The organism is Sinomonas sp. R1AF57 (genome assembly GCF_002224485.1).
Lineage (GTDB): Bacteria > Actinomycetota > Actinomycetes > Actinomycetales > Micrococcaceae > Sinomonas > Sinomonas flava.
The window spans coordinates 1,994,609-2,015,848 of sequence record NZ_CP022463.1; the positions used below are offsets into that span (position 1 = coordinate 1,994,609).

18 protein-coding genes and 2 tRNA genes are annotated in these 21,240 nt (G+C 70.6%); 7 read left to right on the top strand and 13 right to left on the bottom strand.

The features are described 5' to 3' along the window. Window positions 1–113: 113 nt before the first annotated feature. Both CGQ25_RS09190 and CGQ25_RS09195 read right to left on the bottom strand, forming a co-directional pair. Window positions 114–1,223: a branched-chain amino acid aminotransferase gene (locus tag CGQ25_RS09190; protein WP_208709034.1), complete on the bottom strand. Its 1,110-nt coding sequence runs from the start codon at window positions 1,221–1,223 to the stop codon at window positions 114–116. Between the two features lie 179 nt (window positions 1,224–1,402). Continuing rightward, window positions 1,403–2,455 carry a 3-isopropylmalate dehydrogenase gene (locus CGQ25_RS09195; protein ID WP_208709036.1) on the bottom strand — a complete coding sequence of 351 codons (1,053 nt, stop codon included), beginning with the start codon at window positions 2,453–2,455 and terminating at the stop codon, window positions 1,403–1,405. A 240-nt stretch (window positions 2,456–2,695) separates the two neighbouring features. On the opposite strand from CGQ25_RS09195, the gene CGQ25_RS09200 reads away from it, so the two are divergent. Next, on the top strand, window positions 2,696–3,661 hold the full coding sequence (locus tag CGQ25_RS09200; protein WP_208709038.1) for a type IV toxin-antitoxin system AbiEi family antitoxin domain-containing protein: 966 nt from the start codon (window positions 2,696–2,698) through the stop codon (window positions 3,659–3,661). A 235-nt stretch (window positions 3,662–3,896) separates the two neighbouring features. Here CGQ25_RS09200 and CGQ25_RS09205 read toward each other — a convergent pair whose 3' ends face one another. From CGQ25_RS09205 to CGQ25_RS09250, 10 genes are all read right to left on the bottom strand, one after another. Continuing rightward, the gene (locus CGQ25_RS09205) at window positions 3,897–4,604 is read right to left on the bottom strand and encodes a glycosyltransferase family 2 protein (RefSeq protein ID WP_208709040.1); all 708 of its coding nucleotides are present in this window, start codon (window positions 4,602–4,604) and stop codon (window positions 3,897–3,899) included. After that, window positions 4,601–5,971, bottom strand: a complete 1,371-nt coding sequence (locus CGQ25_RS09210; protein ID WP_208709042.1) for a PIG-L family deacetylase — start codon at window positions 5,969–5,971, stop codon at window positions 4,601–4,603. Before CGQ25_RS09210 ends, CGQ25_RS09205 begins: the two co-directional genes overlap by 4 nt. Continuing rightward, window positions 5,965–6,987, bottom strand: coding sequence for an acyl-CoA dehydrogenase family protein (locus CGQ25_RS09215; protein ID WP_208709044.1), 1,023 nt, complete (start codon window positions 6,985–6,987; stop codon window positions 5,965–5,967). The genes CGQ25_RS09210 and CGQ25_RS09215 overlap by 7 nt, the downstream gene beginning before the upstream one ends. 103 nt (window positions 6,988–7,090) lie before the next feature. Further along, entirely contained in the window at window positions 7,091–8,650 is a 1,560-nt protein-coding gene (metG, locus tag CGQ25_RS09220) for a methionine--tRNA ligase (RefSeq protein WP_208709046.1), read from the bottom strand. 151 nt (window positions 8,651–8,801) lie between these two features. Further along, the gene (serA, locus tag CGQ25_RS09225; protein ID WP_208713008.1) at window positions 8,802–10,394 is read right to left on the bottom strand and encodes a phosphoglycerate dehydrogenase; all 1,593 of its coding nucleotides are present in this window, start codon (window positions 10,392–10,394) and stop codon (window positions 8,802–8,804) included. A 130-nt stretch (window positions 10,395–10,524) separates the two neighbouring features. Next, window positions 10,525–11,550 (bottom strand): ketol-acid reductoisomerase, encoded by a 1,026-nt coding sequence (ilvC, locus tag CGQ25_RS09230; protein ID WP_208709048.1) that lies wholly within the window; start codon window positions 11,548–11,550, stop codon window positions 10,525–10,527. A gap of 51 nt (window positions 11,551–11,601) precedes the next feature. Next, window positions 11,602–12,114: an acetolactate synthase small subunit gene (ilvN, locus tag CGQ25_RS09235; protein WP_208709050.1), complete on the bottom strand. Its 513-nt coding sequence runs from the start codon at window positions 12,112–12,114 to the stop codon at window positions 11,602–11,604. A 3-nt stretch (window positions 12,115–12,117) separates the two neighbouring features. Continuing rightward, window positions 12,118–13,983, bottom strand: coding sequence for an acetolactate synthase large subunit (locus tag CGQ25_RS09240; protein WP_208709052.1), 1,866 nt, complete (start codon window positions 13,981–13,983; stop codon window positions 12,118–12,120). Window positions 13,984–14,285: 302 nt separating this feature from the next. Continuing rightward, window positions 14,286–16,013, bottom strand: coding sequence for a dihydroxy-acid dehydratase (ilvD, locus tag CGQ25_RS09245; RefSeq protein ID WP_208709053.1), 1,728 nt, complete (start codon window positions 16,011–16,013; stop codon window positions 14,286–14,288). A 70-nt stretch (window positions 16,014–16,083) separates the two neighbouring features. Then, window positions 16,084–17,025 (bottom strand): LysR family transcriptional regulator, encoded by a 942-nt coding sequence (locus tag CGQ25_RS09250; protein WP_208709055.1) that lies wholly within the window; start codon window positions 17,023–17,025, stop codon window positions 16,084–16,086. A gap of 105 nt (window positions 17,026–17,130) precedes the next feature. On the opposite strand from CGQ25_RS09250, the gene CGQ25_RS09255 reads away from it, so the two are divergent. The 3 genes from CGQ25_RS09255 to CGQ25_RS09260 all read left to right on the top strand — a co-directional run bounded on the left by CGQ25_RS09255 (window position 17,131) and on the right by CGQ25_RS09260 (window position 18,678). Further along, on the top strand, window positions 17,131–17,607 hold the full coding sequence (locus CGQ25_RS09255) for a hypothetical protein (RefSeq protein WP_208709056.1): 477 nt from the start codon (window positions 17,131–17,133) through the stop codon (window positions 17,605–17,607). Window positions 17,608–17,736: 129 nt separating this feature from the next. Further along, window positions 17,737–17,865 (top strand): hypothetical protein, encoded by a 129-nt coding sequence (locus CGQ25_RS18450; protein WP_255405218.1) that lies wholly within the window; start codon window positions 17,737–17,739, stop codon window positions 17,863–17,865. 54 nt (window positions 17,866–17,919) lie between these two features. Continuing rightward, window positions 17,920–18,678 (top strand): alpha/beta fold hydrolase, encoded by a 759-nt coding sequence (locus tag CGQ25_RS09260; protein WP_255405768.1) that lies wholly within the window; start codon window positions 17,920–17,922, stop codon window positions 18,676–18,678. Here the strand turns inward: CGQ25_RS09260 and CGQ25_RS09265 are convergent. Next, window positions 18,644–18,716 (bottom strand) — tRNA-Lys (locus CGQ25_RS09265). The two genes, CGQ25_RS09260 and CGQ25_RS09265, sit on opposite strands and share 35 nt — an antisense overlap. 181 nt (window positions 18,717–18,897) lie before the next feature. On the opposite strand from CGQ25_RS09265, the gene bcp reads away from it, so the two are divergent. The 3 genes from bcp to CGQ25_RS09280 all read left to right on the top strand — a co-directional run bounded on the left by bcp (window position 18,898) and on the right by CGQ25_RS09280 (window position 21,228). Next, window positions 18,898–19,392, top strand: coding sequence for a thioredoxin-dependent thiol peroxidase (gene bcp, locus CGQ25_RS09270; RefSeq protein ID WP_255405219.1), 495 nt, complete (start codon window positions 18,898–18,900; stop codon window positions 19,390–19,392). Between the two features lie 27 nt (window positions 19,393–19,419). Then, window positions 19,420–19,501, top strand: a tRNA-Leu gene (locus CGQ25_RS09275). Window positions 19,502–19,569: 68 nt separating this feature from the next. After that, window positions 19,570–21,228, top strand: a complete 1,659-nt coding sequence (locus tag CGQ25_RS09280) for an ABC transporter substrate-binding protein (protein WP_208709060.1) — start codon at window positions 19,570–19,572, stop codon at window positions 21,226–21,228. Window positions 21,229–21,240 lie beyond the last annotated feature (12 nt).

Sequence of the window (21,240 nt, forward strand, 5' to 3'; positions counted from 1 at the left end):
CACGACTGCGGGCCCGGGGTAGCGGCCGCCCCGGCCGCCCGCGGCTCCAACGCACGACGGCGCGTTCCCACCCGAGGTGGGGACGCGCCGTCGTGCGCTGGCTGCTTCCGGTGCTAGGCGAGCTGCGTGAGCCAGCCGTGCAGGTCATCGACCATGCCGGTCTGGATGCCCAGCAGCTGCTCGCGGATCGACATCGCGACCGAGTCCTCCGGAAGCTCCGGCGTCACGAGCGATCCCTCGGCGGTCTTGAGCTCGCCGATAGGGTTGATGACCGCCGCCGTGCCGCACGCGAACACCTCCGCGAGCGTGCCGTCGGCCACGGCCTGGCGCCAGTCGGCGATCGTGATCTTGCGCTCCTGGACCGTCAGCCCGCGGTCCGTGGCCAGCTGGAGGATCGAGTCACGCGTGACGCCGTGGAGGATGTTCCCGTTGAGTGCCGGCGTGACCAGCGTGCCGTCGGTGAACAGGAAGAAGATGTTCATGCCCCCGAGCTCCTCGACCGCGTAGTCGTCGGTCGGGTCGAGGAAGAGGACCTGCTTGCAGCCGTGCTCTTCGGCCTCGAGCTGGGCCGCGAGCGATGCCGCGTAGTTGCCGCCGCACTTCGCCTCGCCGGTGCCGCCGTGGCCGGCACGGGCGTACTTCTCGGACAGCCAGATCGAGACCGGCTTGATGTCGCCGAAGTAGTTGCCCGCAGGCGAGGCGATGACACGGTAGGACACCTCGTGGGCGGGACGGACGCCCAGGAAGGCCTCCGTGGCGATCATGAAGGGACGGAGATAGAGCGACTCGCCCTCGTTGGTCGGGACCCAGGCCTTGTCCACCGCGACGAGACGGCGGAGGGACTCGATGAACACCTCGGGCGGGAGCTCGGGCAGGGCGAGGCGGCGAGCCGACCGGTTGAAGCGCGCCGCGTTGGCCTCGGGGCGGAACGTCCAGACGGTGCCGTCGGCGTGACGGTACGCCTTGAGCCCCTCGAAGATCTCCTGGCCGTAGTGGAGGACCGCGGCGGCCGGGTCCATGGCGATCGGCCCGTAGGGCTCGATGCGGGCGTCGTGCCAGCCGCCCTTGCCCTCGGAGTCGACGGTGTAGTCGACGATAGCGGTGTGGTCCGTGAAGTGGTTGCCGAAGCCCGGGTTGGCCAGGACCGCCGCGCGCTCCTGCTCACTCTTCGGGTTCTCGGAGAGCCGCAGCTCGAATTCAACGCCCAGGGCGTTCTGCGTCATGGTTCCTCCACATCATGCCGAGGCCGCGGCAGCTCCGCCGCGGTCCCGGGGCCTGTCAGTGCCTCCAAGCTTACGCCTGCGCCACGTGCGCGGAAGCCAGCGGAAAGCTGGCCCGCGCGGGTAGAAGGGGGCGCATGACGGCGGGTGCGTGCGCGGCGTCGTGCGCCCCGGTGGGACCGCTAGAGGCGGGCCGCGATCGCGTCGCCGATCTGCGCCGTCGTGCGCGTCTGCCCCGCAACGCGGGACTCGACGTCGCCCTGCACGGCCGCGTGGATGCGCTCGGCGGCCTCCGGCTGGCCGATGTGGTCCAGGAGGAGGGCTGCCGAGAGGATCGCTGCGGCCGGGTCGGCCTTCTGCTGCCCCGCGATGTCCGGCGCGGAACCGTGGACGGGCTCGAACATGCTCGGCGCGGTGCCGTCGAGGTTGATGTTGCCGGAGGCGGCGAGGCCGATCCCGCCCGTGACGGCGCCCGCGAGGTCGGTGAGGATGTCCCCGAACAGGTTGTCCGTGACGATGACGTCGAAGCGCGACGGATCCGTGACGAGGAAGATCGTGGCGGCGTCGACGTGGAGGTAGTCGTGCTCGACGCCCGGGAACTCGGCGGCGACGGCCTCGACCGTGCGCTTCCACAGGTGGCCGGCGTGCACCAGGACGTTGTGCTTGTGGACGAGGGTGACCTTCTTGCGGCGGCCCTCGGCGCGGCGGAAGGCGTCGCGGACCACGCGCTCGACGCCGTAGGCGGTGTTTACGGAGACCTCCGTGGCGATCTCGTGTGGGGTGCCGACCCGGAGTGCGCCGCCGTTGCCCGTGTAGGGGCCCTCTGTGCCCTCTCGGACAACGACGAAGTCCACGTCGCCGGGGTTCGCCAGCGGAGTGGGGACGCCCGCGTAGAGCCTGGAGGGGCGGAGGTTGACGCAGTGGTCGAGGCTGAAGCGAAGCTTGAGGAGGATCTCCCGCTCGAGGATGCCCGAGGGGATGCGCGTGTCCCCCGGCGCCGCGCCGACGGCGCCGAACAGGATCGCGTCTCGGCCGCGGATGTCGCTGAGCGTCTCATCGGTGAGCGCCTCGCCGGTCTCGAGCCAGTGCTGGGCGCCCAGGCTGTAGCTGGTCTCCTTGACGTCGAGACCCGTGCCCTCGAGCGCCTTGTGGAGGACCTTTAGCGCTTCGGCGGTCACTTCGGGGCCGATGCCGTCACCGGGGATCACTGCGAGGTCGAGCTGCGTCTGCGTCATGACGCAAGCGTAACGCTGCCATCCACATGCTGGTCACATCTGTCTCATCATGCGGACTCCTCCCGCCGAGGTCACCCCGTGTGCTGCCGAGGTCACCCCGCGTAGGGCCGAAGTCACCCCGCGTGGGGCCGAAGTCACCCCTTCCATTGGTCCTCCACAGGTCCCGGAGATCGCCCCGACTTGTCCACATACCGCTCCGGCAGCAGCCGTCCCGAAGCCCGATCGCGTCACACTCCGACCATGGACCTCACCCTGAATACGAGCGCCCGCCGACGTCTCGAAGCGCTCGCGAGCACTGCGACGTCGCCGGCACCCATGATCGCCCGCTCCGGGCTCATCGCTGCAGGCCTGGACGAGCGCGACATCCGAAGCCTCACCGAATCCGGGCAGCTTTCCAGGCTTGAACGCGGAATCTACGCTCCGGAGCTGTCAGGCACACCCGACCCGATGATCGTTCGGATCTGTGCCCACAACGCCGCTTCGACAGGCCAGTCGCATGTCTACACCCACACCTCTGCGGCGCTGCTGTGGGGCCTTTCGGTGTGGCGTGCGCGGCCGCTGGTCCACGTCGCCCATGCAGGGCGGCGCGGGAACCGTGGTCCAGCGGACGATGTGGTGCGCCACAACCAGATCATCCCCGAGTCCGACGTGAGGATCCTGAACGGCATGAGACTCACATCGCTCGAGCGCACGATCATCGACTGCGCTCGGCTCCTTCCGTTCGAGCTCGGAGTCATCGTCGCCGACTCCGGCCTCGCCCACGGCGCAGACCAGGATGCGCTGCGGCACCTTGTCGCGGAGGGCCGCGGAACGCGGGGCATCCGACGAGTGCGAGAGGTGCTCGCGGCAGCGGATGGACGGGCGGAGTCGCCGGCCGAAACGCGTTTCCGGCTGCTGCTGGACGAGTGGAACCTCCCCGAGGCTGAGCTTCAGCTCTGGATCTCCACCACGGGCGGGCGCGAGCGTGTTGACTTCGGCTGGTCGTCGCGGCGGCTCGTGATCGAAGTCCACGGTTACGCAAAGTACTTCGACTACGGTCCGCCCGACGAGAAGATCGCAGCGCAGCAGGCGCGCGAGGCGAGGCTGGTGGCCGCGGGGTGGCGGGTCCTGAACATCTATTGGCCAGAACTCGACGATCACGAGACGCTCCGGGCCAGGGTCCGTGCCTTCCTGACGACGCCCCACGCACTCATCGGTGTCGCATAGGGTCGCGGCCCGGGAGCATGTCGCGCACGACGGCGCGTGGTCGCCGTCGTGCGCGGAAGGCGTGACCTCGGCACCACATGCGGTGACCTCGGCGCCACAGGGGGTGACCTCGGCACCACAGGGGGTGACCTCGGCGCCACAGGGCGTGACCTCGGCACCACAGGGGGTGACCTCGGCACCACAGCGGGTGACCTCGACACCACACCCGGTGACCTCGGCAGCACAGGGGGTGACCTCAGGGCGGCAAGGCGGCGGCGAGGTAGTCGGCGAAGCCGCCAGACGCCCTGCCATGCAGCCGTCCGGAGGTGAGGACCCGGCACGCATCCGTGGCCCGCCATCGCACGCCGTGGGCCTTCGCCGCCTGCACCAGCGCCACGTCTTCACCCGAGTCCAGGCCCGGGAAGCCTCCGAGCGCTTCGTAGACGTCGGCGCGGATGCCGAGGTTCGCACCGAAGACATGATGATGCCCGTCCCCGAGACGGTGGGCGTCGAACCATGCCCGCAGTCGGCTGGCCCCGAGGTCGGCGCCGTCCGGCTCCACAGTGCCGATGAGAAGGCTCACTCCCTGCTCTGCGAGAGCGAGGTGCTGCAGGAGCCAGTCTGGGGGAACACGGCTGTCGGCATCGGTCGTGGCAACCCACACCTGGTCGGTCGACGCGCGGGCCGCGGCGAGCGCCCGGCGCACGCCGATGTCCCTTGCGCCACCCGCGTTCCCGGCATCTGCCTCCACAGCGTGGGTGGAAGGCCATCCTGCGACCACCGCTGCCGAGCCATCCCGGCAGCCATCCAGCACCACCGTCACCGAGGCCCGCACGTGCGGGCAAGCGCCTGCAAGGGCAGCCACGGCGGCGTGGACAGAGGAGAGGCACCGGGGCAGCAGCTCTTCCTCGTCCTTGGCCGGGACCACGACCGCGACCTCGGCGATGGGGTGCGCCCTCTTCACGCGATGCCCTCGCGCTGCGCCACCGACAACGCCGGCGGTTTGGCGAAGACCTCGAGCAGGAAATCCCGCTCGCGGTGCTGCACGAGCGTCTCGAGGCCGTCATCGGCGCGGAGCCGCTCGTGGACGTCCTCCCCCGTCAGGGGCCACCCGTCGATGGGGCCGAGCCAGTGGCAGGCGACCAGCGCGCCGTCGCCGGTCAGGCTCGTCAGGCAGCGCCGCACGAACTCGTCGAGCTCGGCGTCTCCGAAGTAGTACCCCACCTCGGAGGCGACAATGAGGTCGAAGCGGCCCTCGGGCCACTCCCCGGGCACCGTGAGCCGCTCCCAGCGGATGTTCTGCACCTCTCGCAGGCGGGATGCGGCGTGGTCGAGGGCGATCTGGCTGATGTCAGTCGCGACCACCTCCTCCGCCCGCTCGGCCAGCTCAGCGGTGAGCACTCCGATCGAGCAGCCGACTTCAAGCGCCCGCCAGTACCGGCGATCCGGCAGCGCGGAGAGCGTGACGGCCCGCTTCCGCTGCTCGTACCAGCTCGTGGTGAAGTGCCATGGGTCAGGGCTGGAGGCGTGGACCGCGTCGAAGGTCGCGCCCGCATCCTCCGGCGGGGAGGCGAAGAACAGCTCGAAGTCCCGCTCGAAGTGGGCCTGCATGCCCGGGCTCAGGAGCGCTTCGTCGCCCGGATGCGCCGAGAGCGGGGAGACCTGGCTCACGTGGGCGGCCATGGCCCGGCCCTTTGCTCGGCGGCCTGCGGCACCGAGCTCGATCCTCCGCGCCCTGTGCCACGGGATCCCGGGGCTCTCGGGCTCCGCCCAGTGCCACATCCACACCGGGTACTCGAGCAGCAGGACCCCGGCCCCGCGCGCGGCCCGGGCCGCGGCCTCGCCGGCGGCGTCGTGGTCGGGGTGCGCGTCCATCCGCCAGGGCGCGGCAAGCACGACGGCGCCGTCCCCACCCGCCGCACCGGCGTCGCCGAGAGCCGCGGCGAGGGCGGACTCGAGCGCGGCCCGATGACCGGCCAGCTCACCGTCGGGAAGCCCGAGGCATTCGAGCCGGGCCGCGGGGGCCAGGGCCGCGAGGGCTGCTTCGACCTCCCGCCGGCGCACGACGGCGAGTTCCGCACCCGTGACCGTGGGCGACTCCGGATGGGATGCCTCGCCATCTGTCGCCACGATGACGTGCACGGCGGCGCCCTGGGCGGACGCCAGCGCGATGAGGCCGCCGGCGCCCAGCGTCTCATCGTCGGGGTGCGCGGCCACGACGATGAGACGGGAGAGCGGGGCCAGCTCGAGCGGTTCGGCGGCGCGGACCCGCCGCTCGTGCAGCCAGACCTCCTCAGGGGTACCGGCGTCCCGATGGGTGAAGGTCACCATGGGGCCTCCCCCGCCGCGAGGAGGGAGCGCCCGAGCGCCGCGGTGTCACGCTCGGCGTGGTGCTGGCGGAGGTAGAGCCTGAGGTCGGCCACGCGCTGGGCATGGTCGGGGTCGAAGGCCAGCGGCGCCGGGCCGAGCGCGTGGTCGACGATCCCCAGCACCGTCTCAGCTGCCGCAGCCACGGTTCCCCGCACGCGCAGCGCGAGCAGCGCGCCCGCGGAGTCTTCGGCCGTGCCGTCGTCCACCGCCGCGGCCGCCGAGGCGAGCGCGGCCCGGGCGCTGCCGAGCGCGAGATCGGCGCTCCCAAGGTGGGCAAGCCCGATCTGGTCCGGCTCACGCTCGGACGCGGCGTCCCAGAGCCGGCGGCCCACTCCCACGGCGCCGCCGTACCAGACGGCGGCGACGCCGATGCCGCCCCAGGCGAAGCCGGGGCGGTCGAGGTACCACCCGTCCGCACCCACCGGCTCCGCCGGCACGTCGTCGAATCGGACGGGGCCGCTCGGAATCCCCGGAAGCCCCAGGGCGCGCCACGCGGAGGGCAGGATGTCCACTCCGGGCGAGCCGAGCCGGACGGCGAAGGCCCGCCGGGTGGCCTCTCCCGTGTGGGCCGTGACGACGGCGTGCGTCAGGGCGCCGGCGAGCGAGCACCAGGGCTTGACGCCGTGGAGCCTCCAGCCGTCGGGCGTCTCGCGGGCCTCGAGGCGGGCATCCCGGCCCTCCGCGGCGAACACGCCCCACGTGCTTCCGGCTTCAGGATCCCCGAGGCCGGCCTGGCGCAGGATGGCCAGGGCGTCGAGATGAGGCTCCACGACTCGGGCCACCGAGAGCTGCGCGGCACCGAGCACGCTCAGGAGGTCCCACAGTTCGCCCGTCCGGCCCTCGCCGGGCGCCGGGGCCAGCTCGCCGAGGGACCGGGCGAGGGCGAGCGCCCGGTCCGGCCAGTCGTCTGTCGCGTCGTGCGCGGCGGCCGCCAGCTGATCCGGGCCAGCGTCGAGTTGCTGAGCGTGTGGTCCCATAGGAGGAACGTACCCCAGCGGGCTCGCCGGGAATCAGAGGCCCGTGCCGCCCCAGCCCGTGCCGCCCCAGCCCGTGCCGCCCCAGCCTGTGCCGCCCGTCGCCTCAGGCGCCTGTCGGCTCGTCGTAGCGCGGGAAGACCGGCGCCGGGGCGGGCAGCTGCGTGCCGGGCGCGATCGGGGTGCCGAGCGCCGCGAACTGCCGCGCATCGCCCTCGCCCTGCCCGAGCACGTCCAGGAGCTTCCCGGCGGACTCGGGCATGACCGGCTGGACGAGCAGCGCAACCTGCCGGACGACCTCGAGCGTCACGTAGAGGACCGTCGCCATGCGGGCGGGATCGGTCTTGCGCAGCACCCACGGCGCCTGCTCCGCGAAGTACGCGTTGGTGTCCCCGAGCACGCCCCAGACCGCCTCGAGCGCCCGGGAGAACTCCTGCCGGTCGAAGAAGGCGCGCACCGTGGGCAGCAGGGACCCCGCGGCGTCCAGGATCGTGCGGTCCGCCTCGGTGAACTCCCCCGGCTCGGGCACGACGCCGTCGAGGTTCTTCGCGACCATCGAGAGAGAGCGCTGGGCGAGGTTGCCCAGGTTGTTGGCCAGGTCCGCGTTCATGCGGCCCACGATCGCGTCGTGGCTGTAGCTGCCGTCCGCGCCGTAGGGGACCTCGCGGAGGAAGAAGTAGCGGACGGAGTCGAGCCCGTACTGCTCGATCATGTCCGCGGGCGCCACGACGTTGCCGAGGGACTTGGACATCTTCACGCCGTTGTTCTGCAGGAAGCCGTGGATCATGACGCGCCTGGGCACCTCGAGGCCGGCGCTCATGAGGAACGCGGGCCAGTAGATGGCGTGGAACCGCGAGATGTCCTTGCCGATGATGTGCACGTCGGCGGGCCAGTACCTGGCGAACATCTCCGACTCGGTGTCCGGGTACCCGACGCCGGTGAGGTAGTTGGTCAGGGCGTCCACCCACACGTACATGACATGCGAGTCCGAGCCCGGAACGGGGACACCCCAGTCGAACGACGTGCGCGAGATGGAGAGGTCCTCCAGGCCGCGCCGCACGAACGAGACCACCTCGTTGAAGCGGTAGTTCGGGGCGCCGAACTCGGGGTGCGACTCGTAGTACGCGAGGAGCCTGTCCTGGTACGCGGACAGGCGGAAGAAGTAGCTCTCCTCTGCCGTCCACGTGAGCTCGGTGTCCGTCTCCTTCGAGTACCGGACGCCGTCCCGCTCGACCGTGTCCTCCTCGGTGTAGAAGGCCTCGTCGCGGACGGAGTACCAGCCCTCGTACTTGTCGAGGTAGATGTCGCCGTTGGCCTCCATCCGCTTCCAGATGTCCTGGGCTGCGGCGTAGTGGTCGGAGTCGGTGGTCCGGATGAGCCGGTCGTAGCTCGTGCCGAGGATCTCGTGGACCTCGCGGTACACGTCCGCCTGCCGGTCCACGAACTCCTTCGGGGTGATGCCCTCCTTCTCGGCCGTCTGGGCGATCTTGAGCCCGTGCTCGTCCGTCCCGGTGAGGAAGAAGACGTCGTACCCGTCGAGCCGCTTGAAGCGCGCCATCGCGTCCGCGGAGATGTACTCGTAGGCGTGCCCGATGTGCGGGGCACCGTTCGGGTAGGTGATGGCGGTGGTGATGTAGAAGGGGGTCTTCTCAGCTGCGGACGTCACCCTAAGAAATTACCGGATGCGCCGGTCAACGGCGAAAGGGCCCCCGAAGTGAGGCAAACCCGGGCGCCCCACGCACGACGGCGACCCCCACCGCGCGCGGTGGGGGTCGCCGTCGTGCGTGCCCGGCTCAGCGGGCACAGGGTGCGTCCGATCAGTCCTCGACGAGGTCGATCTCGCGCATGACGGTCGCGCCGATCTCGCTCTTGACGGTCTCCAGGACGGTCGTGGGGATCGCCGAGTCGACCGTCAGGAGTGCCATGGCCTGGCCGGAGGCGTCGGCGCGGGCGACCTGCATGCCCGCGATGTTGATGTCGTTCATCCCGAGGATGTGGCCGATCGTGCCGATGACGCCGGGGCGGTCCGAGTAGAACATGACGACGAGGTGCTCGGAGATCGGGATCTCGACGTCGTAGCCGTTGATGCCCACGAGCTTCTGGATCTGCTTCGGCCCAGTGAGCGTGCCCGCCACGGACACCTGCGAGCCGTCCTGGAGGAGCCCTCGGATCGTGAGGACGTTGCGGTAGTCCTCGGCCTCGGTCGTGGTGAGGAGGCGCACCGCCACCCCGCGCTGCTCGGCGAGCACCGGGGCATTGACGTACGAGACCTTCTCCGAGACGACGTCGGTGAAGACGCCCTTGAGCGCGGCGAGCTCGAGCGACTTGACGTCGAGGGCGGCGATCTCGCCGGCGACCTCGACCTCGATCTGGGTGACGGAGTCGTGCGCGAGCGCGGTGAAGATGCGGCCGAGCTTCTCGATGAGCGGGATGCCGGGGCGCACGTCCGGGGCGATGACGCCGCCGGCGACGTTGACGGCGTCGGGCACGAGCTCGCCCGCAAGCGCGAGGCGGACGCTCTTCGCGACCGAGACGCCGGCCTTCTCCTGGGCCTCGTCGGTGGAGGCGCCGAGGTGCGGGGTGACCACGACGCTCTCGTGGCCGAAGAACGCCAGGTCGGTGCTCGGCTCCTTGGCGAAGACGTCGATGCCTGCGCCGGCAATCTGGCCGTCCTCGAGCGCCTGGGCGAGCGCCTCCTCGTCGACGAGGCCGCCTCGGGCGACGTTGACGACGAATGCCGTCTTCTTCATCTTCGCGAACGCGTCCTTGCCGAGCATGCCGACCGTCTCCGGCGTCTTGGGCATGTGGATGGTGATGAAGTCGCTCTGGGCGAGGAGCTCGTCGAGCGTGACGAGCTTGACGCCGAGCTGGGCGGCGCGGGCGGCCGTCACGTACGGGTCGTAGGCGAGGACCTCCATCTCGAACGCCTGCATGCGCGCGGTGACGAGCGCGCCGATGCGGCCGAGGCCGATCACGCCGAGCTTCTTGTCGAGCAGCTCGGTGCCGGCGTACTTCGAGCGCTTCCACTCGCCGCCCTTGAGCGAGCCATTGGCTGCCGGGATCTTGCGCGCGAGCGAGAGGATGTGGCCGCAGGTCAGCTCCGCGGCGGAGACGATGTTCGAGGTCGGGGCGTTGACGACCATGACGCCGGCCTGAGTGGCCGCCTTGATGTCGACGTTGTCCAGGCCCACGCCGGCGCGGGCGATGACCTTCAGGCGCTTGGCCGCGGCGATCGCCTCGGCGTCGACCTGCGTCGCGGAACGGACGAGGATCGCGTCGACGTCGGCGATGGCGGGAAGCAGCTGGGCGCGGTCTGCGCCGTCTGTGTGCCGGATCTCGAAGTCCGGGCCGAGGGCGGCGATCGTGGCGGGAGAGAGTTCCTCGGCGAGGAGGACGACGGGCTTCTCGATGGACACTGGGCGGGGCCTCTCCAAGTCGGGCTGGGGATGGGATGAGGGGGAAGGGGTGCGGGTCCAGGCGCGTCGGCCTGAGACAGGCGCAGCGGCGGGCGATCTCGCGCCCGCCGCTGCGGTGTGGGGATCAGCGCGCGGCCGAGCCCTCGGTGTAGTCAGCGTCCTGCTGCTTCCACGCGAAGTGGGAGCGCAGCGCGCGGCCGGTGGCCTCGATCGGGTGGCCGGCCTCCTTCTCGCGGAGCTCGAGGAACTCCTTGGCGCCGTTGTCCTGGTCGTCGATGAAGCGCTTTGCGAACGCGCCCGACTGGATGTCGGCGAGGATCTCCTTCATGGACTCCTTGACGGCCGGGGAGATCACGCGCGGGCCCGAGACGTAGTCGCCGTACTCGGCGGTGTCCGAGATGCTCCAGCGCTGCTTGGCGATGCCGCCCTCCCACATGAGGTCGACGATCAGCTTGAGCTCGTGGAGGACCTCGAAGTAGGCGATCTCCGGCTGGTAGCCGGCCTCGGTGAGGGTCTCGAAGCCCGCCTGGACGAGGTGGGAGACACCGCCGCAGAGGACGGCCTGCTCGCCGAAGAGGTCCGTCTCGGTCTCCTCGGTGAACGTGGTCTTGATGACGCCGGCGCGGGTGCCGCCGATGCCCTTCGCGTAGGACTTGGCGAGGTCCCAGGCCTTGCCCGAGGCGTCCTGCTCGACCGCGATGATGTCCGGGATGCCGCGGCCCGCGACGAACTCGCGCCGCACGGTGTGGCCCGGGGCCTTCGGGGCGACGAGGATGACGTCGACGCCGGCCGGCGGCTGGATGTAGCCGAAGCGGATGTTGAAGCCGTGGCCGAAGACGAGGGCGTCGCCCTCCTTGAGGGCCGAGGCGATCTCGTCCGCGTACAGGTGGCGCTGCACCTGGTCGGGGGCGAGGATGACGACGACGTCGGCTTCCTCGGCGGCTTCGCGCGGGGTGAGGACGCGCAGGCCCTCGTCCTCGGCCTTGGCGCGGCTCTTGCTGCCCTCCTGGAGGCCGACGCGGACGTCGACACCCGAGTCGCGCAGGTTGAGGGCGTGGGCGTGGCCCTGGCTGCCGTAGCCGATCACGGCGACCTTGCGGCCCTGGATGATCGAGAGGTCGGCGTCGTCGTCGTAGTACAGCTCTGTCACTTCGTGTCTCCTTGACTTGCTGGTGAGGAAAGGGGTGCCGCTGGGGCGGGTCTAGCTGGCGCGGAGCGCGCGGTCGCTCATGGAGCGCGAGCCGCGGCCGACCGCAAGGGTTCCGGACTGGACGATCTCCCGGATGCCGAAGGGTTCGAGGACGGTCAGCAGCGCGTTGAGCTTCTCCGTGGTGCCCGTCGCCTCGACGACGAGCGAGTCGGTGGAGACGTCCACGACCGAGGCCCGGAAGAGGTCCACGGCCTGCGTGACCTGCAGCCGGGCCGCCGAGTCGGCGCGGACCTTGATGAGGAGGTGGTCGCGCTGCACCGAGTTCTCGGGCAGGAGCTCCACGATCTTGATCACGTTCACGAGCTTGTTCAGCTGCTTGGTGACCTGCTCGAGCAGGTCGCCTTCGGCGTCGACAACGACCGTAATGCGCGAGACGCCGCCCACCTCGGTGGGGCCGACGGCGAGCGAGTGGATGTTGAAGGCCCGGCGGGCGAACAGTCCGGCGACGCGCGTCAGGACGCCGGGCTTGTCCTCGACCAGCACGGACAGGGTGTGGCGGGACATGCCTCAGTCCTCCTCTTCCCAGTCGGGGGTGGAATTGCGGGCGACCTGGATCAGGTCATTGCTGACGCCGGCGGGGACCATCGGCCACACCATCGCGTTCGGGCTCACCACGAAGTCAATCACGACAGGGCGGTCGTTGATCTCGAGTGCCTTCTCGATGACGGCGTCGACCTCCTCGGGCCGCTCGACCCGGAAGGAGGCGCAGCCGTAGGCCTCGCCGAGCTTGACGAAGTCGGGGATGCGCACGGTCTCGTGGCCCGTGTGCAGGTCGGTGTTGGAGTAGCGGCCGTCGTAGAAGAGGGTCTGCCACTGCCGCACCATGCCGAGCGAGGAGTTGTTGATGACCGCGACCTTGATCGGGATGTTGTTCAGGGCGCAGGTGGCGAGCTCCTGGTTGGTCATCTGGAAGCAGCCGTCGCCGTCGATCGCCCAGACCACACGGTCCGGGTTGCCGACCTTGGCGCCCATCGCGGCGGGGACCGAGTAGCCCATCGTGCCGAGTCCGGCCGAATTGAGCCACGCGCCCGGACGCTCGTACTTGATGAACTGCGCCGCCCACATCTGGTGCTGGCCGACCCCGGCGACGTACACGCCCTCGGGACCGGTGAGCTCGCCGATGCGCTCGATGACGTGCTGCGGCGCGAGGAGGCCGTCCTCGGGCTCGGTCCACCCCAGGGGGTAGTCCTGGCGGAGCTTCCGCAGGAACGACCACCACGCCTCGAGGTCCGGGGTCGACTCGGAGGCACGGACCGCCTCAGTCAGTTCGGGGATGATCTCCTTCACCGAGCCCACGATCGGCACGTCGGCCGAGCGGTTCTTGGAGATCTCGGCCGGGTCGATGTCAGCGTGGATGACCTTCGCGTTGGGCGCAAAGGAGCTCAGGACGCCCGTGACGCGGTCGTCGAAGCGCGCGCCGAGCGTGATGAGGAGGTCCGCCTGCTGGAGCGCGGTCACGGCGGCGACGCCGCCGTGCATTCCGGGCATGCCGACGTGCTGCGGGTGCGAGTCCGGGAAGGCTCCGCGCGCGGTGAGGGTGGTGACGACCGGGGCGCCGGTCGCCTCGGCCAGGGCCAGCAGCTCCTTCGAAGCGTGGGCCTTGATGACGCCGCCGCCCACGTAGAGGACGGGCTTGGACGACGCCGCGATGAGCTTCGCGGCCTCGCGCACCTGCTTGCTGTGGCCGCGGGTGACGGGCCGGTAGCCGGGGAGGTCGACCTTGGGCGGCCAGCTGAACATGGTCTTGGCCTGCTGGGCGTCCTTCGTGATGTCCACGAGGACGGGACCGGGGCGGCCGGTCGAGGCGAGGTGGAACGCCTCGGCGAGCGTGCGCGGGATGTCCTCGGCCTTGGTGACCAGGAAGGAGTGCTTCGTGATGGGCATGGTGATGCCCACGATGTCCGCTTCCTGGAAGGCGTCCGAGCCGATGACCGAGCTCGAGACCTGGCCGGTGATTGCGACGAGGGGGACGGAGTCCATGTGCGCGTCCGCGATCGCGGTCACCAGATTGGTGGCTCCCGGACCCGACGTCGCGATGCAGACTCCCACACGGCCGGTGACCATGGCATAGCCCTGGGCAGCGTGGCCCGCGCCCTGCTCGTGGCGCACCAGCACGTGGTTGATCTTCGAAGCCATCAGAGGGTCGTAGGTCGGCAGGATCGCGCCGCCCGGGAGACCAAAGACATCGTCCACGCCCAGTTCCTCGAGCGAGCGGACAATTGCTTCAGATCCAGTCATCTCTGTGGGCTCAACGACGCGGTTGGGCCCCAGGACGGCAGAGGCACTGTCAACGGTGTCGACAGCATCCGCGGCCTTGGCCGGGGACGGCTTCGAAGCCATCAGCGATGGGCTGATCGGCGTTCCTTTGCTCATCAGTCTCTTCCTTAGGATCTTCGTGGCGAAGGTGCTGTGTTCGAGCCGGTGCCGTGCTCAAACAAAAACAACCCCTCGGCCAGTCGGCCTTTCGAGGGGTTGCGCGTGACAGATCGTGCCAGGACGGGCTCAGTGAGCCACGCGCTTGGCAACGACGACGACATCGAGCACCGTGTCGGCGGGGACGATCTGCATGCCCACAGTCTCCCGGCTGGCCTTCGCGAGTGTCAATTTGGGCATCTGCCGTCTCACCATGTGGAATCGGTTCCACTCACTGAGACGCGGCCGGTGCGTGCTGGCCCTCACCCCACGACGGCGCCCTCGCTCGCCGAGTGCACGAGCTTGGCGTACTTGGCGAGGACGCCCCTCGTGAAGCGCGCGGGGAGGGGCTCCCATCCCTCACGACGGCGCGCGAGCTCGGCGTCGTCGACGAGCAGGTCGAGCGTCCTCGCCGGGATGTCGACTCGGATGCGGTCGCCGTTGCGCACGAAGGCGACCGGGCCGCCGTCGACCGCCTCGGGCGCGACGTGCCCGATGCACAGGCCGGTGGTGCCGCCCGAGAACCGCCCGTCGGTCAGCAGCAGGACGTCCTTCCCGAGGCCCGCGCCCTTGATCGCCCCCGTGATGGCGAGCATCTCGCGCATTCCCGGCCCGCCCTTGGGGCCCTCGTAGCGGATGACGACGACGTCCCCCGCCGCGATCTGGCCGGCGTCGAGCGCGTCCAGGGCGCCCTGCTCCCGCTCGAAGACCCGCGCCGTGCCCTCGAAGACCTCGGCGTCGAATCCCGCCGTCTTCACGACGGCGCCGTCGGGCGCGAGCGAGCCGTGGAGGATCGAGATGCCGCCGGTGGCGTGGATCGGGTTGTCGAGGGCACGCACGATCTTCCCGTCGAGGTCCGGCGGGGCGATCTCGGCGAGGTTCTCCGCCACGGTCCTCCCCGTGACGGTGAGCGCGTCCCCGTGCAGGAGCCCGGCGTCCAGCAGGGCCCGCATGACCACGGGCACTCCCCCGACCCGGTCGACGTCGTTCATGACGTAGCGCCCGAACGGCTTGAGGTCGCCGAGGTGCGGCACCCGGTCGCCGACCCGGTTGAAGTCCTCAAGGCGCAGCTCCACCTCGGCCTCGCGGGCGATCGCGAGCAGGTGGAGGACAGCGTTCGTCGACCCGCCGAAGGCCATGACGACCGAGATCGCGTTCTCGAAGGCCTCGCGCGTGAGGATGTCCCGCGCGGTGATGCCCTGCCGCAGGAGGTTCACGACCGCCTCGCCCGAGCGGTGCGCGAACATGTCGCGGCGCCGGTCGGCCGACGGCGGGGCCGCGGAGCCGGGGAGGGACATCCCGAGCGCCTCGGCCGCACTGGCCATGGTGTTCGCGGTGTACATCCCGCCGCAGGCGCCCTCGCCGGGACAGATGGCCCGCTCGATGCGGTCGAGGTCCCCTGCGGACATCTTGCCCGCCGCGCACGCGCCGACGGCCTCGAACGCGTCGATGAGGGTGACGTCCTTCTCCGTACCGTCCTCGAGCTTGACCCATCCGGGCATGATCGACCCGGCGTAGAGGAAGACGCTCGAGACGTCGAGGCGGGCAGCGGCCATGAGCATGCCGGGGAGCGACTTGTCGCAGCCGGCGAGGAGCACCTGCCCGTCGATCCGCTCGGCCTGCATGACCGTCTCGACGGAGTCGGCGATGATCTCGCGGGACACGAGCGAGAAGTGCATGCCCTCGTGGCCCATGGAGATGCCGTCGGAGACGGAGATCGTGCCGAACTGCATGGGGAACCCGCCCGCGGCGTGGACGCCCTCCTTGGCGGCCTTCGCGAGGCGGTCGAGCGAGAGGTTGCACGGGGTGATCTCGTTCCACGAGCTCGCGATGCCGACCTGCGGCTTCTCGAAGTCCTCGTCGCCGAACCCCACCGCGCGCAGCATGCCCCGGGAGGGGGCGGCGTGGATGCCGTCCGTGACGGCCCGGCTGCGCGGCTTGACGTCGACGTCGCGCGGGGATGCTGCCTGGACTCCGCTCAGATCAGTCATGGCGCACAGTCTAGGACCGCCTCCGGCGCTCCGTGGAGGTGTCCGCGCGGCTTTCTCAGGCGCCGCCCGCTCAGGCGCCGCCCGCCTCGGGTGCCGCCGCGCCGTCGTGCTCGGCGATGGTCCGCGCCTCGGCGTGGACCATGTCCATGACGGACCGGACCGTCGGCCGCGCGGCGACTTCGGCCCGCGCGATCAGGACGATGCTCCGCCGGGCGTGGACCCCGGCCAGGGGGCGCAGGACGAGACCTCGGCGGAGCGAGGCGCGGGCCGTGAACCGCGGCAGGAGGCTCAGCCCGTGGCCGCCGACCACGAGGGCCTCCATGACACGGAGGTCGGGCATGAGCTGCGCGCGCTCCACCGTCCGCCCGGCCTGGAGCTCGATCTGCCGCAGCACCGTGTCGAACGGGAAGCCGGCCGGGACCCCGATCCAGGGCTCGCCCGCGACGTCGGACGGTCCGAGCGAGGGCTTCGCCGCCAGCGGGTGGTGGGCGGGGAGCGCGACGTCGAGGGGCTCCTCGAGCAGGGGCTCGACGATGAGTCCCGGCCGCGCGAAGTCGGCCGGCCCGTTGACCGAGTGGCCGAGGACGAGGTCGGAGTCCGCGGCGAGGTCGACGAAGCCCTGCGCCTTCGGGTCCTCGAGCCGTGCCCGGATGCGCAGGCCCTCGACCGCCCCGGCCCGGTCCAGGAGCCCCGGCAGGATCATCTCGGCAGCGCTCGGGAAGAAGACGGCGCTCACGGTGCTCTGCCTGCCGCCGCGGTAGTCCTCGGCCGTGGCCTCGGCCCGCGCCATCGCCACCGCGACGTCCGCCGCAGCGGCAGAGAGCGCGGCCCCTGCCTCGGTGAGCCGCACCCCGCGGCCCTCCTTCTCCAGCAGGACGACGCCGAGCTCCTCCTGGAACGTCTTGAGCTGCTGGGAGACGGCCGACGGCGTGATGCCCAGTGCCTCGGCTGTCGCACCGACGGTCCGGCGGTCGGCGAGTTCGCGCAGGAGCAGGAGTCGGCGAAGGTCCATCCGCACAGGGTAGACGCATGGAGCGCCCAGGGAACGGCACCCGGGTCGCACCTGCGCCGGCGGGCCCGACGTCCGTAGACTGGGGGGCGTGAGAGGAGCCACGTGGTGAGCACTGCCCCCAACGAGCCGTCCGGCCTGCCGGACGACGACTCCGACGACACGCTGAAGGCCGCCCTGCACCGCGTCTTCGACGGGGCGATCCCGAACTACGGCGACTACAACCTCGTCTGCGCGACGGAGTGCGGCGGGACCATCACGGACTCCCTGCCGCACGGGCCCCTCGCCCGTGGGCTCGTCATCGGCTACCGGCGCCGCCCTGCGGAGATCGTGGTCGCGCCGTTCGACCGCGCGAGCCTCGCGCCGGCGGGACGCCCGCTCACCGCCGACCTCACGAACCTCGCGTATGTGGCCGAGGGCGCCCACGGCACGTTCGACATCTCGACCAGCACGGGGAGGATCGTGACCTTCACCCTGCGCGACACGTGCAGCCTCGCGTTCGGCGACGCCGTCTCGGGCAGTCTCTACCAGGAGGACGACGCCGCGGACTTCGCGGCGTTCCTGAGGGACCTCGCAGCCCTCTAGGGTACGTCGGGCTAGGGTACGTCGGGCCGCCGAGGCGAGACATGGGCCCTCGGATACTGGACGCGGCGGGCGACCAGTCGTTCAATGAGCTATCCGCCCAGAGGAGGCGGGATCGCGTGGGAGGCTGCCATGGACTGGGTTCTCATCGGGACCTCAGGCATCATCGCCCTGGTTCTTGCCGTCTGGACGGTCGTCCGCGAGGACGTCTCCGTCACTGGCCGTGGCCGGCACCGTCGGCGCCACCCCGCCCAGGCCTGAACCGCTTCCCATAGCGGCCCGGCTGTGAATCCGAGTCCCCGGAGCGCCGTGCTGGTGCATGGCATGTGGGGATGCCCGGCCGACTGGCACTGGGTCCGCGAACTCCTCGAAGCGCGCCGTGTCGAGGTGGTCGTCCCGGACCTGCCGTCCCACCGTCTGGCCGGCGCTGGGCTCCTCGACGACGCCGAGGCGGTGCGTGAGGCCATCCGCACGGCAGGCAGCCACGGCCCCGCGGTCGCCGTGGGCTGGTCTTACGGCTGCGACGCCGTCTCGATCGCAGCCGACGGCGAGGCCGTCTCCCGACTCGTCCTCGTCTCGTCGGTCCCCCAGCCCATCCACACCCGGCCGCGCGACGGGACGCTCTTCGACGGCAGCCCGGACTACCTCTGGCACGAGGACGGCCGGTTCGTCCCACGGGGCGGCTGGTGGCATGACGAGGGAACAGGGTTCTCTGCCGAGGTCCGCGCGCACTTCGACGCGAATCCCCGCCGGCCCGTGACGCGACGGACGCTCTCGGACCCCGTTCCCGCGGCGGCGTGGATGCGCATTCCGACCACGGTGCTGCTGGGACGGCGCGATGCCTTCAACGGCGAGCAGCCCTGGGTCCGGGCGAGGGAGCGTGTCTCGGACGTGCGGATCCTGGACTGCGACCACTTCGTACCGTTCACCCTGCCTGGACTCGTGGCGGACGTGATCCTGGAAGGAGTCGGCGGCAGACCGCAGGGAACAGAAAAGCCCCTCCCCGATCCGCACGAGGCGGAAGGGGGAGGGGCTGCTGTGCGCCCCCCGGGACTCGAACCCGGAACCCATTGATTAAGAGTCAATTGCTCTGCCAGTTGAGCTAGAGGCGCTGGCCTGCTGCGTTCACAGCGACCGGCTTGCCGGTCGCTTTCGGCCCGTCTCCGTGCCCCGCAACGACATGAAACTCTACACGAGCCCCGGGGAAAAGCGAAATCGAAAACCAGGCGAAAACGGGTGAGCCGCATCACCCCTCTGGGGCGTTCTCCGGCAGCCGCCGAGTAGGCTGTCCCGGTGATCAGCTCCTCACCCGAAATCCGCCTCGCAGCCGGCGACCCCGCCCCCGTCTTCTCCCTCCCCGACTCGGCGGGAGGCACGACGTCGCTCGCGGACTTCGCGGGCCGGCGCACGGTGCTCTACTTCTTCCCCCAGGTCGACACGCCGGCGTGCACGCAGCAGGCGTGCGACTTCCGCGACAGCCTCGCAGGCCTCGCAGCGGCGGGCCTCGCCGTCGTCGGGGTCTCGCCCGACCCTGCCGACGCCGTCCGCCGCTTCGCGGCGAAGTACGAGCTCGGCTTCCCCCTCCTCGCGGACACCGACCACCGCGTCGCAGAGTCCTACGGCACGTGGGGCGAGAAGCGCAACTACGGGCGCGTCTACCAGGGCCTCATCCGCAGCACGTTCGTGATCGGTGCTGACGGGCATATCGAGGCGGCCCAGTACAACGTGCGGGCGAAGGGCCACGTCGCAAAGCTCCACCGGGATCTGAAGATCAGCCCGGTAGACTGACGCAGTGCCCCGCCGCGGCGGGGCCCCGCGCGAGTGGTGGAATTGGCAGACACGCAGGATTTAGGTTCCTGTGTCTTCGGACGTGAGGGTTCAAGTCCCTCCTCGCGCACTCATACGTTGCATCCCGAGGGCTGGGCGCGGGCCGAGAACGGGGGGCGGGCGCAGGAAAGGCGGACAGTGGCAGGGAGCATCTCACGAAGGAGCGTCCTCGCGGGCGCGGCAGCTGCCGTGGTCCTCGCAGGCTGCACCCCCAGCCCCTCGCCCGACCCCTCCGCGAGCGCGGCGCCGACCGCAGCCGAGCCCCAGGCGACCTTCACGTTCGCTGTGCCGTCGCCGCCGTCGTCGCTCGATCCAGCGGTGACCTCCGATCTGGAGTCGTGGCGGATCGCACGCCAGGTCCTCGAAGGGCTCGTCGCCGCGGACCCGACGACCTCGGAGCCCTCCCCCGCGCTCGCGACCTCGTGGCAGGAGAGCAGCGACCGCATGTCCTACACGTTCACCCTGCGGGAAGGGGTGACATTCCACGACGGGACCGCCTTCGATGCAGCCGCCGTCAAGGCCAACTTCGACCGCTGGTTCGCCTTCACCCCCGAGTTCAGGGCGGCGAATCCGACCATGGGGTTCACCCATGTCTTCAAGGCCCACGCGGACCAGGCGTCCCTCTCCGTGTTCAAGGCCTGCACCGTCCTGTCCCCGTCGCAGGTCCGGATCGACCTCACCCGTCCGTTCACGGCACTCCTCCGCGCCCTGACCACCCCGGCCTTCGCGATCTCCTCACCTGCGGCCCTCGCCGCCGGGACAGCCGACACGCTCGACCAGACCGCCTCGTTCGGCCGGCTCTCGCGCTACGGCCAGCACCCGGTGGGCACCGGGCCGTTCTCGTTCACCGCGCAGGCACCGGACCGGATCGAACTCGCGAGCTATCCGAAGTACTGGGGCGAGCGGGGACAGATCGCCAAGCTGACCCTCGCGGTCTATGACACTGCGCAGAGCCGCGTCCAGGCCCTCCTGGCCGGCCGGATCGACGGTTTCGACCCGCTCACGGTGGACGCCGTCGAGCCGCTCGTGCGCGCGGGCTTCCCCATCGCACGGCGTGACCCGTTCTCCGTCTTCTACCTCGGGATGAACCAGGCGGTCGGGCCGCTGCAGCAGGAGAAGGTCCGCCAGGCCATCGCCATGGCGATCAACAAGGACGCGGTGATCCGGCGGTTCTTCCTCGAGGACACCTCCTCGGCCGGGCAGTTCATCCCGCCGCGCCTCGCCGGCTTCAACAGCTCTGCGAACTTCCCCGGCTACGACCCGGAACGGGCCAAGCGGCTCCTCGCGGAGGCCGGCTACAAGGGCGAGGAGCTCGCCTTCGCCTACCCCCTCGACACCAGCCGGTCGTACATGCCCTCCCCGGCCAAGATCTACGCCGAGATCAGCGCCCAGCTCACGACGGTCGGGCTCGCCATCAAGCCCGTCCCGATCCAGTGGTCCGAGGGCTACCTCCAGCGGGTCACGACCGCAGGCGACCACGCCCTCCACCTGCTCGGGATCAACGGCGGCTATGCCGACCCGGACGGCTTCCTCTCGGCACTGTTCGGGGCGAAGACCGGCGAGTTCGGCTACTTCGACGCCCAGCTCTTCAGCAAGATCGACCGCGCCCGGGAGCTCCCCGAGGGCAAGGACCGCGCCGACGCGTACCAGAGCATCAACGCCCAGCTCGCGGGGACGGCGCCCGCGGTCCCGATCGCGTACCCGATCTCCGGCGTGGCGACCTCGCCGCGCGTCGAGAGCTACCCGACGTCTCCCGTCCTCGCGGAGACGTTCAACCGCGTGCGGCTGAAAAAGTAGGCCGACGGGTCT

Coding starts and splice junctions, on each gene's coding strand:
- CGQ25_RS09190 (WP_208709034.1), bottom strand. CDS start 1,223: ATGACGCAGAACGCCCTGGGCGTTGAATTCGAGCTGCGGCTCTCCGAG.
- CGQ25_RS09195 (WP_208709036.1), bottom strand. CDS start 2,455: ATGACGCAGACGCAGCTCGACCTCGCAGTGATCCCCGGTGACGGCATC.
- CGQ25_RS09200 (WP_208709038.1), top strand. CDS start 2,696: ATGGACCTCACCCTGAATACGAGCGCCCGCCGACGTCTCGAAGCGCTC.
- CGQ25_RS09210 (WP_208709042.1), bottom strand. CDS start 5,971: ATGGTGACCTTCACCCATCGGGACGCCGGTACCCCTGAGGAGGTCTGG.
- CGQ25_RS09215 (WP_208709044.1), bottom strand. CDS start 6,987: ATGGGACCACACGCTCAGCAACTCGACGCTGGCCCGGATCAGCTGGCG.
- ilvN (WP_208709050.1), bottom strand. CDS start 12,114: ATGTCCCGCCACACCCTGTCCGTGCTGGTCGAGGACAAGCCCGGCGTC.
- CGQ25_RS09240 (WP_208709052.1), bottom strand. CDS start 13,983: ATGAGCAAAGGAACGCCGATCAGCCCATCGCTGATGGCTTCGAAGCCG.
- ilvD (WP_208709053.1), bottom strand. CDS start 16,013: ATGACTGATCTGAGCGGAGTCCAGGCAGCATCCCCGCGCGACGTCGAC.
- CGQ25_RS09250 (WP_208709055.1), bottom strand. CDS start 17,025: ATGGACCTTCGCCGACTCCTGCTCCTGCGCGAACTCGCCGACCGCCGG.
- CGQ25_RS18450 (WP_255405218.1), top strand. CDS start 17,737: ATGGACTGGGTTCTCATCGGGACCTCAGGCATCATCGCCCTGGTTCTT.